The organism is Pseudomonas sp. S5F11, assembly GCF_019641515.1.
Taxonomy (GTDB): Bacteria; Pseudomonadota; Gammaproteobacteria; order Pseudomonadales; family Pseudomonadaceae; genus Aquipseudomonas; species Aquipseudomonas rhodesiae.
In genome coordinates this window covers 3,468,314-3,481,511 of sequence record NZ_JAIFJZ010000001.1, presented here as the reverse complement: position 1 = coordinate 3,481,511, position 13,198 = coordinate 3,468,314, and the positions used below count along the sequence as shown (strand labels likewise).

At 60.9% G+C, this 13,198-nt stretch carries 11 protein-coding genes; 2 read left to right on the top strand and 9 right to left on the bottom strand.

The features are described 5' to 3' along the window. Window positions 1-323 precede the first annotated feature (323 nt). Window positions 324-1,655 carry a glutamate/aspartate:proton symporter GltP gene (gene gltP / locus K1567_RS15615; RefSeq protein ID WP_034101729.1) on the top strand — a complete coding sequence of 444 codons (1,332 nt, stop codon included), beginning with the start codon at window positions 324-326 and terminating at the stop codon, window positions 1,653-1,655. A 100-nt stretch (window positions 1,656-1,755) separates the two neighbouring features. After that, on the top strand, window positions 1,756-2,985 hold the full coding sequence (locus K1567_RS15610) for a nucleoside recognition domain-containing protein (RefSeq protein WP_034101730.1): 1,230 nt from the start codon (window positions 1,756-1,758) through the stop codon (window positions 2,983-2,985). Window positions 2,986-3,076: 91 nt separating this feature from the next. Here the strand turns inward: K1567_RS15610 and lptE are convergent, their stop codons facing one another. The 9 genes from lptE to K1567_RS15565 form a co-directional block, all read right to left on the bottom strand. Continuing rightward, complete coding sequence (gene lptE, locus K1567_RS15605; RefSeq protein WP_034101731.1) at window positions 3,077-3,688, bottom strand: LPS assembly lipoprotein LptE; 612 nt, start codon at window positions 3,686-3,688, stop codon at window positions 3,077-3,079. Beyond that, entirely contained in the window at window positions 3,685-4,623 is a 939-nt protein-coding gene (locus K1567_RS15600) for an MlaD family protein (RefSeq protein WP_047882323.1), read from the bottom strand. Before K1567_RS15600 ends, lptE begins: the two co-directional genes overlap by 4 nt. 1 nt (window position 4,624) lies before the next feature. Next, window positions 4,625-5,428: an ABC transporter ATP-binding protein gene (locus tag K1567_RS15595; RefSeq protein WP_034101733.1), complete on the bottom strand. Its 804-nt coding sequence runs from the start codon at window positions 5,426-5,428 to the stop codon at window positions 4,625-4,627. Then, window positions 5,425-6,573, bottom strand: coding sequence for an ABC transporter permease (locus K1567_RS15590; RefSeq protein WP_220698627.1), 1,149 nt, complete (start codon window positions 6,571-6,573; stop codon window positions 5,425-5,427). The genes K1567_RS15595 and K1567_RS15590 overlap by 4 nt, the downstream gene beginning before the upstream one ends. A gap of 53 nt (window positions 6,574-6,626) precedes the next feature. Beyond that, window positions 6,627-7,658 (bottom strand): DUF5924 family protein, encoded by a 1,032-nt coding sequence (locus K1567_RS15585; protein ID WP_034101737.1) that lies wholly within the window; start codon window positions 7,656-7,658, stop codon window positions 6,627-6,629. A 68-nt stretch (window positions 7,659-7,726) separates the two neighbouring features. Beyond that, window positions 7,727-9,112, bottom strand: coding sequence for a pitrilysin family protein (locus tag K1567_RS15580; RefSeq protein ID WP_220698626.1), 1,386 nt, complete (start codon window positions 9,110-9,112; stop codon window positions 7,727-7,729). Window positions 9,113-9,169: 57 nt separating this feature from the next. Beyond that, the gene (locus K1567_RS15575) at window positions 9,170-10,828 is read right to left on the bottom strand and encodes a Na/Pi cotransporter family protein (protein ID WP_040266485.1); all 1,659 of its coding nucleotides are present in this window, start codon (window positions 10,826-10,828) and stop codon (window positions 9,170-9,172) included. Between the two features lie 213 nt (window positions 10,829-11,041). Then, on the bottom strand, window positions 11,042-11,809 hold the full coding sequence (locus tag K1567_RS15570; RefSeq protein ID WP_034101741.1) for a TerC family protein: 768 nt from the start codon (window positions 11,807-11,809) through the stop codon (window positions 11,042-11,044). Window positions 11,810-11,872: 63 nt separating this feature from the next. Next, window positions 11,873-13,180 carry a CitMHS family transporter gene (locus tag K1567_RS15565; protein ID WP_169867684.1) on the bottom strand — a complete coding sequence of 436 codons (1,308 nt, stop codon included), beginning with the start codon at window positions 13,178-13,180 and terminating at the stop codon, window positions 11,873-11,875. Window positions 13,181-13,198 lie beyond the last annotated feature (18 nt).

The window sequence follows — 13,198 nt, the reverse complement described above, 5'->3', positions numbered from 1 at the left end:
TTCTTCGATCAACGCCTGCAACCCTGCGTGAGCCTGAATTGGCCGTTTCACGGCATATTCGTCGGGCAAAATGTCGCATTTGAACTGACCGTTCGGACAGTTATTATCTAAAAAAGCCATGCCGATTCGGCATAGGGTAGGCGTTTACGGCATTAGACGTCGCCCCCTTGCATGGGAATAGTTGCGCCTTTTTTCGCCTGCCAGTAAGTCATTTCGGCCACGCGGCGGCGACCTTTCATGGAGGCGGATGCTCACACTTTTTCGCTTTCGAGCGTTGCAGCTGGCGCATTTGCCTTAAGTTCACTTGAAGTAAGGGTAATGACATGAAGAAGGCAAAGCTAAGCCTCGCCTGGCAGATCCTCATCGGGTTGGTACTGGGGATCGCAATCGGAGCAGTGCTCAACCATTTCAGTGCTGAAAAGGCCTGGTGGATCAGCAATGTGCTGCAGCCGGCGGGCGATATCTTTATTCGCCTGATCAAGATGATCGTGATCCCGATTGTGATTTCCTCGCTGATCGTCGGTATTGCCGGTGTCGGTGACGCGAAAAAGCTCGGTCGCATCGGCGTCAAAACCATCCTCTACTTCGAAGTGGTCACCACCATTGCCATCGTGGTCGGCTTGTTGCTGGCAAACCTGTTCCACCCCGGCGCCGGGATCGACATGAGTACCCTGGGTACCGTGGACATCTCCAAATACCAGGCGACTGCCGCCGAGGTACAACACGAGCATGCGTTTATCCAGACCATCCTCAACCTGATCCCGTCCAACATCTTCGCCGCCGTCGCCCGTGGCGAAATGCTGCCGATCATCTTCTTCTCCGTGCTGTTCGGCCTGGGCCTGTCGAGCCTCAAGCCGGAGCTGCGCGAGCCGCTGGTGACCATGTTCCAGGGTGTATCCGAGAGCATGTTCAAAGTGACTCACATGATCATGAAATACGCCCCCATCGGTGTATTCGCGCTGATCGCGGTGACTGTGGCCAACTTCGGCTTCGCCTCCCTGCTGCCGCTGGCCAAGTTGGTGATCCTGGTTTATGTCGCCATTCTGTTCTTCGCTTTTGTGATTCTCGGCCTGATCGCGCGCCTGTTCGGTTTCTCGGTGATCAAGCTGATGCGCATCTTCAAGGATGAACTGGTGCTGGCCTACTCCACCGCCAGTTCCGAAACCGTGCTGCCGCGCGTGATCGAGAAGATGGAAGCCTACGGCGCGCCGAAGGCGATCTGCAGCTTTGTGGTGCCGACCGGCTACTCGTTCAACCTCGACGGTTCGACCCTGTACCAGAGCATCGCCGCGATCTTTATCGCCCAGCTGTACGGCATTGACCTGTCAATCGGTCAGCAACTGATGCTGGTGCTGACCCTGATGGTCACCTCCAAAGGCATCGCCGGTGTACCGGGCGTGTCCTTCGTGGTGCTGCTGGCCACCCTGGGCAGCGTTGGCATTCCGCTTGAGGGCCTGGCGTTTATTGCCGGTGTCGACCGTGTGATGGACATGGCGCGTACCGCCCTTAACGTGATCGGTAACGCCCTGGCTGTGCTGGTTATCGCCCGTTGGGAAGGCATGTACGACGACGCCAAGGGCGAGCGCTACTGGAATTCCCTGCCGCACTGGCGCAGCAAGGAAGCATTGCCGGTCGGCGAGGTCAGCCGCGGTTGAACCCCCTGAGCTGAACAACGCAAACCCCGGGTAAATCCGGGGTTTGTCGTTTCTGCCGGCCCCGCTATCATTCGCCCCATCATTCGAGGGGATTCAACTGATGCTCAATGGCCTGTGGCTTGGCTTCTTTGTCGTGGCAATGGTGTCAGCACTGGCGCAATGGCTGGTCGGCGGTAACGCTGGGATCTTCGCGGCGATGGTGGAAAGCATTTTCGCCATGGCCAAACTGTCGGTTGAAGTGATGGTGTTGCTGTTCGGCACCCTGACGTTATGGCTGGGCTTTCTGCGCATCGCCGAAAAGGCCGGCATCGTCGATTGGCTGGCCAAGGCCCTCGGCCCGCTGTTTCGTCGCCTGATGCCGGAAGTGCCGGCGGGTCACCCCGCTATCGGTCTGATCACCCTTAACTTCGCCGCCAACGGCCTGGGACTGGACAACGCCGCGACCCCCATCGGCCTCAAAGCCATGAAGGCGTTACAAGAACTCAACCCGCTGCCGACCACCGCGAGCAATGCGCAGATTCTGTTCCTGGTGCTCAATGCCTCGTCGCTGACGCTGTTGCCAGTGACCATCTTCATGTACCGCGCCCAACAAGGCGCCGCCGACCCGACGCTGGTGTTCCTGCCGATTCTGCTGGCGACCAGTGCGTCGACCCTGGTGGGCCTGCTCTCGGTTGCCGTCATGCAGCGCCTGCGGCTGTGGGACCCGGTGGTGTTGGCTTATTTGATTCCAGGCGCGCTGATGTTGGGCGGCTTCATGGCATTGCTGGCGACCCTGTCCGCCACGGCACTGGCCGGGTTGTCATCGATTCTCGGCAACCTGACCCTGTTCGGCCTGATCATGCTGTTCCTGCTGATCGGCGCGTTGCGCAAGGTGAAGGTGTACGAAGCATTTGTCGAAGGTGCCAAAGAAGGCTTCGATGTCGCCAAGAACCTGCTGCCGTACCTGGTGGCGATGCTGTGTGCGGTGGGCGTATTACGTGCCTCCGGCGCGCTGGATTTCGGCCTGGAAGGGATTCGCCATGTGGTGGCGTGGACGGGCATGGACACGCGCTTTGTCGATGCCTTGCCGACTGCAATGGTCAAGCCGTTCTCCGGCAGTGCCGCGCGGGCAATGCTGATCGAGACCATGCAGACCCAAGGCGTGGACAGCTTCCCGGCGCTGGTGGCCGCGACGATTCAGGGCAGTACCGAAACCACCTTCTATGTGTTGGCGGTGTACTTTGGTTCGGTCGGTATCCAGCGCGCGCGGCATGCGGTGGGTTGTGCGTTGCTGGCGGAGTTTGCCGGCGTCGTGGCGGCTATCTCGGTGTGCTACTGGTTCTTTGGCTGAGACTTAGATAGCTATCGGGGGCAAGCCCCTCCCGCCCATTGACCTGTGAATACATTCAAATGTGGGAGGGGGCTTGCCCCCGATGACGCCCTCAGCGCTTCACGCCCCGGTTGCCTTGAGCCACCACCCAATCCACCACCTGCTTGTTCAACTGATCCCCTGCCTGGCCAAACGCAGCCACCACCCCTGGCACCTGGGTATCGCTCACCGGCTGGCGCACTTCAAAGCGCCGACTGGCCAGAATCCGTTGATCGCTCCCACGTACCAGGCGTGCGTCCAGGCGAATCACCACCTCCACTGCACTGCCTCGGTATTGGCTCTGAAACGCCTGCAACTGCCCGCCCAGCTCATAGTCGGCCTGCAGGTTGGTGTCATCGGTGCTGAGCAGCGTGACCCGGCCATCGCGCTGGAAGCCGTCGAGCAGGCGATTACGCAACAGCACTGGCGCCGGATCGCTCCAGCGCGAGTTCGCGTAGCTGCTGATCAAGTCGCCATTGGGCACCACGGCAATGCGCGGGCTGTCGAGAAATTCGCTGGTTTGCGGCTTGGTCACGCGTAGCGACCAACTCACCGGAGTGCCTTGGCTGGTGGCTTGGGCCGAAGCCAGGCGGTACACGTCGGACGGGTCGGCTTTGGGCAGGATCGAGCACGCGCTGATCAGCGCCAAGGCCACAGGGACGATCAGTTGATATGCACGCTTCATGGCGTGAACTCCTTGTTCTTGTCGCTGCCCAGCAGGTAGCCGCTGGGGTTGGCCTCCAGGCGGCGGGAGATGGCACGCAGCGAGCCGAGGGTTTCGCGCAGTTCGCGCACGGCCGGCGCCAGTTCGTTGAGCCCTTGCATGCCGCTGTTGACCGAATCCTTGTTGTTGGTCAGCAAGGTATTAATGGTGGCGGTGCTTTGCTCAAGGGACTTCATGGCCTGTTCGGCGCTGCCGAAGGCTTGCTTGCCCTGCTCGTTCAACAGGCCATTGGCATTGCGCATCAGCACGGTGGTCTGCTCCAGCGCGGCGTTTGCCTGTTTGCTCACTTGCATCAGCTGCTGCATCACAACCTTGATATCGCCACGCTGGTCAGCGATGGCGCCGGTCGTTTGTTCCAGATGTGCAAGGGTATTGCTCAAGTGCTCGACGTTTTCCGCGGAGAACATGCTGTTGGCGTTGTGCAGCAGCACGTTGATGCTGGTCATCAGATCATTGCTGTTGTTAAGCAAGCGCGCGATGGGCGAAGGTGAGGCGATGATTTCCGGCAGGTTGCCATTTTTGCCTTTGAGTTCGGGGCTTTGCGGCGTGCCGCCACTGAGCTGGATGATCGAGGTACCGGTGATGCCGGTCAGCGCGAGTTTGGCCTGGGTGTCTTCCTTGATCGGCGTCTGCCCGGCCAGGCGAATACGGGCGAGGACGCGACGCGGGTCTTTTGGGTCCAGGCGCAGGCTGATCACATCGCCCACCTTGATCCCGCTGTATTGCACCGCACTGCCTTGGGACAGACCGCTGACCGCTTCATTGAAGACCACTTCGTAATCCTGGAACGCGCTGTCGACGCTGGACTTGGCCAGCCACAAGCCAAACAGCATGGCGCCGACCACCACGATCACGCTGAACAGTCCGATCATCACATGATGGGCTCGGGTTTCCATGTCATACCTCGTTGAGCGATTGAGCGGCATCCAATGCCGCGCGGCCACGGGGGCCGTGGAAATATTCGTGAATCCACGCGTCGTCCGTTTCCGAGACGACATCGATAGCATCGGCCACCAGCACTTTTTTCTGCGCCAGTACCGCCACGCGGTCGGTGATGGTGTACAGCGTGTCCAGGTCGTGGGTCACCAGGAACACGCTCAAGCCCAGCGCGTCGCGCAGGGTCAGGATCAGTTGATCGAATTGCGCCGCGCCGATCGGGTCGAGGCCCGCGGTGGGTTCATCAAGGAACAGGATGTCTGGGTCCAGCGCCAAGGCCCGGGCCAGAGCGGCGCGTTTGATCATGCCGCCGGACAACGAGGCCGGGTACTTGTCGGCCGCCGACAGCGGCAGCCCGGCCAGCGCCAGTTTCACCGCAGCCAAATGCTCGGCATCGGCGCGGCTCAGGCCCGCATGTTCGATCAGTGGCAGGGCGACGTTCTCGGTCACCGTCAGCGAGGAAAACAGCGCGCCCTTTTGGAACAGCACGCCGAAGCGCCGTTCCACCAGGGAACGCTCCTGTTCCGGCAGGCTCGGCAGGTTCTTGCCGAACACCCGCACTTCACCCTCGTTTGGCCGGCGCAGGCCGACGATACTGCGCAGCAGCACCGACTTACCGCTGCCGGAACCGCCCACCACCGCGAGGATTTCACCTTTATACAAGTCCAGATCGAGGTTCTCGTGCACGCGCTGACTGCCAAAGCGATTGCACAGGCCGCGCACCTCAATCACCGCCTCGGCGGGTGCCCGGTGTAGACGGCTCACCAGCTCATCTCCATGAAGAACAGAGCCGCGACCGCATCCAGCAAGATCACCACGAAAATCGATTGCACCACGCTGGAGGTGGTGTGGGCACCGACCGACTCAGCACTGCCGCTGACCTTGAAGCCCTCCAGGCAGCCAATCGCCGCGATCAGGAAAGCGAATATCGGGGCTTTCACCATGCCCACCAGGAAATGTTGAACCCCAATGTCCGATTGCAACAGCGAAAGGAACATCGCCGGTGAAATATCCAAGGCCACGGCGCATACCACGCCACCGCCGACAATCCCCGAGAGCATCGCCAGAAACGTCAGCATCGGCAGCGCCACCAGCAGCGCCAGCACGCGGGGCAGCACCAGCAGCTCCATCGGGTCTAGCCCCAGGGTGCGGATAGCGTCGATTTCTTCGTTGGCCTTCATCGAGCCGATTTGTGCGGTAAACGCACTGGCCGTGCGGCCGGCGATCAGGATCGCCGTCAGCAGCACGCCGAATTCCCGTAGGAAAGAGAACGCCACCAGGTCCACGGTAAAAATCGTCGCGCCAAAGCTTTTGAGCACGGTGGCACCGAGAAAGGCCACTACGGCGCCGACCAGGAAGGTCAACAAGGCCACGATGGGGGCGGCATCCAGGCCGACCTGTTCGAGGTGGGCAACCATGGGCGTAATGCGCCAGCGCTTGGGCCGGAACAGGCTGCGGGCGAAGGTTTCGAGGATCAGGCCGATAAAGCCCAGCAGTTTCTTGCTGTCCTGCCACACCTTGTCCACCGCTGCACCGATACGCGCCAGCACCTGAATACCGGTAGCTTCTTCGGGGGCCTTGTCCGGCACGCAGAAGTCGTTGAGGGAGCGATACACGGTTTTAAGCAGTGCGCGGTCGGCGGTGGACAGGCTGCAATCGGTCTGCTCGGCGGATTGCTCGATGCGGGTCGGCCCGAGCAGTTCCACCAGCAGTGACGCGCCAGCAGTGTCCAGGGCGCCGAGGCCATTGAGGTCGATGCGCGCGCCGGCGTCGTATTGGCCGTCGAGCTTGTCCGACAGCTTTTCCAGGCTGGCGTAGTGGGCAAGCGTCCAGTCCCCCGTAATCCTGAGTAACGGAGGGGCGGTGGACGTATCGAGATGGGCGGCGCCGGCCGTGGTGTGGGTGGTCATAAGCTCCGAGCTTGTTTGCTATCCACAAGTCCTACGTAATAGCACGAAGCAGCCTACTGTGGGTTGTCCGTTTGTGCTGCGTCGGTGACTTTAAAGCGCAGCACGCCGATCACTTGTCCGTCTTCGGTGAGCACCCTCACCTGCCAGCGCCCTACGGAGTCGGCCGGGAAGTTCTGCTTGTGGGTCCAGGCGCGGTAGCCCTCTTTGCGTCCGCCGTGAATATCCAGGGCGATACGGTCCACTTCTTTGCCGTTGAGTTTCCACACATGGTAGATACGCTCGTCCAGCCCCCGCGGCGCGTTGATCGCGGTGTAGGCATACAGCCCACCGTTGCGCAGTTGCGCGGCGCTGACTTGTTTGAGGTCGTCGCCCGGGGTGCGGTCCTGCAACTGCGTGCTGATGGCCACCTCGGTCATCCACAGCGTGGCCGGCGGCACCCAACTGCGCAGCAGCCAACCCGCCGCGCCGATGGCGGCCGTGACCCCAAGCAGCATCGCCCAGCCCTTGAGACTGCGCAGCGGCAGGCTCACGGCCAGGCTCGGAATCGACAAGGCCATGGCCACGCCGAGGGCGAGTTTGTAACTCTCGGCGGTGGTCAGGTGCAGGATGATCGGCAGTGCAGTGAGCAGCGCGGCGAACAGGGTCAGGGTGTGCAAGGCCAGGAACAGCGAACGCTTGGGCGCCAGCCACTTGTAGTACAGCGGGTCGATGATCGACACCAGCGCCGCGGCGCCGAGCAGCCCTGTAAATATCGATTGGCCGCTGTTCCAGGCCGTGGTGATGAAAAAGAACGGCAGCACGAAGAACAGACTTTCCTGGTGGATCATCTGGGTCGCATAGCGCAGCAGAGGTTCGGGAATTTCCCGTTTGAAGAGTTTGGTGAACAGCTGCGTGAAGCTGTTTTCGAGCATCAGCCATAGCCAGCTCACCAGCATGATCACTGCGATCCAACTGGCCATGCCCTGCTGACGGTCCACCAGGATGAAACTGCACACCCCCGAGATAAAACCACCGAGTGCGATCACCCCTGGGTAGCGCTTCATCAGTTCAAGGATGCGCTGGATATAGTGAGTCAGGTTTGGCATTCGGCGATTCGCAGTGTGTGTAGGAAAAATCCCAGACAGAATAACGTCTTAGCCGGGTGTTCGGTGCGTCATTGCACAACCCGTTTGCGATAACGCCGCACGCTTATCCACAGGATCGCGATCACCCCCAGCAGCCCGACGCCGAGCCCACTCAGGCTGTCGTAGCTCAACAGTGGTTTTTCGATGCGCCAGTAGCCGGGTTGCTTGAGCAACTCGCGCAGCGTCTGGTTGGCCTCGTCCAGTTTGACGGCCTTGATGCGTTTGGCAGGGTCGCTGAAATGGCCGTTGTCATAGTCGCTGGTGGCGCTCCAATAATAGTCGGCCAGCGCGCTGTTGCCCTGCACAGCCCAGGCTTGTCGGGCAATGGCCGCTTGTTGCAGGCGCGCAAAGGTGGCCGGGGCCAGGCCGTCTTTGAGCAATTGCGTCTTGAGGTCTTGCAGTACCTGTTCGGCTTCGCTGAGGTCTTCCCGTTCCAGGTCTGCGTTCAGGCTCAGAAAACCGACGCCGCCGAGCACTTCGCGTTCGGCCCAGGGGCCGTAGGACAGACCATGTTTGAGGCGCAGTTGGCGGTACAGCGCCCAGTCCAAGTAGTCCTTGAGCAGGTCGTAGGTTTCATCGTGCTGGTCGTCCAGCACCGGTTCCGGCAGCAGCCAGTGCAGTTTGACGCTGTTGCCCAGCCATCCGTGGATCAGTTCGCGATGGGCGGCGGCGGCCTGTTGGATCTGCGGCAGCGGTAAATGTTCGCTGGGCTCGACCGGCGTCAATTGGCCGTAGGTGCGTTCCAGATAGGCCGGCAGCAGTTTGCCGAGATCGCCGACGACGATCAGCGTCATGTTGTTGGGGGCGTACCAGTCCTTGCGCAGTTTTTGCAATTGGTCGCGGGTCAGGTGATTGACCTCGGCGCGTTCGGCACATTTAAGGCCCAGTTCAACGGCCAGTTGATTGCTGGCGGTGTGGCCCAGGTCCTGGCGGTCAAGCAGGCGTTGCAGGCGTGAGTAGTGGCCGCCGTCCTCACGTTCCACCACCTGTTTAGCTGCATTGATGTGGGCGTCGGTCAACTCGGTGCGAGTGAGGATCGCCAGCAGCAGGTCCAGCACTTTGCGCTGGTTATAGGCGGGCGCTTCGATCACGAAGGTGGTGTCGGCGTTGCTGGTGTAGGCATTCCATTCGCCGCCCAGGGCTTGCATGCGTTCTTCCAGATCGCCTTCGCCGCCGCCATCGATCCCGCTGAACAGCAGGTGTTCAAACAGATGTGGCAGCTCTTTGTCCTCGCACCGGAAGTCATCCAGGCCCACACCCACCACCAAGCGAATCGCCACATGCCCGCGCTCGGTACCCGGTTTGAGCAGCAGTTGCAGGCCGTTGGGCAAGGTGTAGCCCTCGACTTGCAGGCGGTCAAAGGCAAAGGCGTGAGCGGCGCCCATCAGCAGGCAGGCGAATAACAGGCGACGCATAACTGGCTTCCTGGCGAGTGAGGTCAGTTGTAACTGACTTCACGGGCCATCGTACGTTCAGGGTGAATGCGTGATGTCGGCAATATCTTCGGCCGAGAGTGCGCCGGTGTCGGACGTTTCCAACACCACATACGCGCTGCTGCAAAACAACGAGTTCAGACGCTTCATGTCGGCAATCAGCTCCAGATGCAGGGAACTGGTCTCCAGGCTTTGTACGATCTTGCGCTGCAGACGGCTGACATGGGCATGGGCCAGGCGCCGCTCCTGGGCGCGGAAGCGGCGTTTCTCACGCAGCAGCTGGCGAGCGCTGTGGGGGTCGGCGCTGAGAAACACCGACAGCCCCAGGCGCAGATTGGCGATCAACTGGCTGTGCAGGTCGGTGAGTTCTTCCAGGCCCACCTCCGAGAACTGCCGGCGCTGGGAGGTCTTCTGCTGCTGGACCTTGCGCAGCATGCGTTCGATCAAGTCGCCGGCCAGCTTGAGGTTGATCGATAGCTCGATGATTTCGGCCCAGCGGCGGCTGTCTTGTTCGCTGAGGTCTTCGCGGGGCATTTGCGCCAGGTAAAGCTTGATGGCGCTGTAGAGCGCTTCAACGTCATCGCTGAGGCTGCGCATTTCCTGGGTGATGGCCGTCTGTTTGCCGCGCAGTACTTCCTGCATGGCGGTGAGCATATTGTCGATCAGGTCACCCAGGCGCAGGGTTTCTCGCGCGGCGTTGGCTAGCGCCAAGCTGGGAGTGGTGAGGGCGGTAGGGTCCAGATGCCGTGGTTTGGCTTTGCCATTTACCTCTTCTCGCTCCGGCAGCAGCCACGCGCACAGGCGTGCCATCGGGCCGATGGTGGGCAGCAGGATCAGGCAGCGGCTGACGTTGTAGAGCAAATGAAAGGTGATGACCATGCCCTGGGCGCTGTAGTCCAGGTTATCCATCCAGCGTACGAGCGGGTCGAGCACCGGGATGATCAGCAGCAGGCCGATCAGTTTGTACAGCAAGCTCCCTAGGGCGACCTGGCGACCGGCCGCGTTCTGCATGCTGGTACTGAGAAATGCCAGTATGCCGCTGCCGATATTGGCGCCGATCACCAGGCCGATTGCCACATGCAGGCCGATCACGCCGGCGCCGGCCAGGGTGGCGGTCAGCAGCACCGCGGCGAGACTGGAGTAGGAAATCATGGCGAACAAGGCGCCGACCAAGGCGTCGAGCAGGATGTCGCCGGTCAGCGACGCAAACACGACTTTGACCCCCTGGGCATGGGTAATCGGTCCCGCCGCTTCGACGATCAATTGCAGCGCCAGGATGATCAGCCCCAGGCCGATGCCCACCCGGCCCAACTGCCCTGCCCGCGTCTGTTTGCGCGACAGGAAGAAAATCACCCCCAGAAAAATCAACAGCGGCGACAGCCAGGACAGATCAAAGGTGAGTACCCGCGCCATCAAGGCCGTGCCGACGTCGGCGCCGAGCATGGTGGCCATGGCTGGCATCAGCCCCATCAGGCCCTGGCCGACGAATGATGTCACCAACATCGCCGTGGCGTTGCTGCTCTGCACCATGGCGGTCACCAGAATGCCGGCGATAAACGCCAGCCAGCGCTTGGCCATGTTCTGGCCGATGACGTGGCGCAAGTTGGAACCGTAGACCCGCAGGATGCCGGTTCGGACGATGTGCGTGCCCCAGATCAGCAGGGTCACGGCGGAAAGCAGATTGAGCAAGGTCAGCATGCTCGGCCCCCCGTGTGGGTGGGCTCCAGAAGGAGCCAATGAGAATTGCCGCGTGCCGTTCTACGTCTTGTACTTAAGCTGTAGTTGGCGAATGGGCTCGGCGCCAGCATCGCATAGCTAAAGTGGGGATTGAAACAAAACTGTCATGAAATCAGCTTTTTGCGATGCAAAAAAAACGGGGCGCGAAGGCCCCGTTTTTGTTCAGGCTCGGGTTTACTGACCCGGAATGTCCTTGCGCAGTTTCACCGGATCCTGCTGCTTTTTCTTTTTCGCGATGGCGGTGCGCATCTTGATGTTTACCGCTTCCACCGCCAACGAGAACGCCATGGCGAAGTAGACGTAACCCTTCGGCACATGCACATCGAAGGATTCGGCGATCAGCACGGTACCCACCACCAGCAGGAACGACAGCGCGAGCATTTTCAATGACGGGTGCTTATCGATGAACTCGCTGATCTTGCCGGCCGCCAGCATCATCACCAGTACGGCGACGACGATCGCGGCGACCATGACCGGCACATGGGACACCATGCCGACCGCAGTGATCACCGAGTCCAGGGAGAACACGATGTCGATGATCGCGATCTGGATGATGGTGTAGATGAACTTGCCACCGGCGCCCTTGGGCTCCTCGTGGGTTTCGTCTTCGCCTTCCAGCGCGTGGTACATCTCTTGGGAGCTTTTCCACAGCAGGAACAGGCCACCGAAGAACAGAATCAGGTCGCGACCGGAAATGCCCTGGCCGAGGACCACAAAAAGGTCGGCGGTCAACTGCATCACCCAAGTGATCGACAGCAGCAGCATGATGCGCGTGACCATTGCCAGCGCCAGGCCGAAAATCCGGGTGCGCGCTTGCATGTGCTTGGGCATGCGGCTGACCAGGATCGAAATCATGATGATGTTATCGATGCCCAGGACGATCTCAAGGGCCGTCAGGGTGAAGAAGGCAATCCAGATCTCCGGATTGGTCAGCCATTCCATGTGTATTCCTTTGCGCAAGTGTTGAACCGCGCCGGTATGGAACCGGCACAGTGGGTTGTACGGTTATAGAGTGCTGAACAGCGGAAAAATCCCCATCAGCAAGGCGGCGAACATTATGCACAGGCACACCAGCACTGCCCACTTCAACGTAAAGCGCTGGTGATCGCCAAATTCGATACCGGCCAGGGCCACCAGCAGGTAGGTCGAGGGGACCAACGGGCTGAGCAAGTGCACGGGCTGACCAACGATGGAGGCGCGGGCCATTTCCACGGCGGTGATGCCATAGTGGCTGGCGGCTTCGGCGAGTACTGGCAGTACGCCGTAGTAGAACGCATCGTTGGACATGAAGAACGTGAACGGCATGCTCACCAGCGCGGTGATCACCGCCAGGTACGGGCCCAACGCTTCAGGGATGACCGCCAGCAGGCTCTTGGACATAGCATCGACCATGCCGGTACCCGACAGAATGCCGGTGAAAATGCCCGCCGCGAAGATCAGCCCCACCACCGCCAGCACGCTGCCGGCGTGAGCGGCGACGCGGTCTTTCTGCTGTTGCAGGCACGGATAGTTGACGATCATCGCGATGCTGAACGCCACCATGAACAGCACCGGCAGCGGCAACAGACCTGCAATCAGAGTGCACATCAGCGCCAGGGTCAGGGCGCCGTTGAACCAGATCAGCTTGGGGCGGCGAGCGTCCGGGTACTGCGACACACTGATCTCGCTGTGGTCGATTTCGTCGACTTGCAGGTGCAGTTCACCCAAGCGCGCACGTTCGCGCTTGCCGTACATGTAAGCGATCACCAGGATCGCCACCACGCCGGCGGCCATGGCGGGGATCATGGGTACGAAAATATCCGACGGGTCCACATGCAGCGCACTGGCGGCGCGGGCGGTGGGGCCACCCCAGGGGGTCATGTTCATCACGCCACCGGCGAGGATGATCAGGCCGGCCATGATCCGCGGGCTCATGCCGATGCGCTGGTACAGCGGCAGCATGGCGGCTACGCAGATCATGTACGTGGTGGCGCCGTCACCGTCGAGGGACACCACCAGGGCCAGCACCGCGGTGCCGACCGAGACTTTCAGCGGGTCGCCCTTGACCATCTTGAGGATCTTGCGCACGGCCGGGTCGAACAGGCCGGAGTCGATCATCAAGGCAAAGTAGAGGATGGCGAACATCAGCATCACGCCGGTCGGCGCGAGCTTGGTGATGCCTTCGAGCATCATCGGGCCGATCTTCGGCGCGAAGCCGCCGAACAGCGCGAACAAAATCGGCACAATGATCAAGGCGATCAGCGCGGACAAGCGCTTGGTCATGATCAGGAACATGAACGTGATGACCATGGCAAAGCCAAGGAAAGTCAGCATAGGAATACTCCAGGCGTA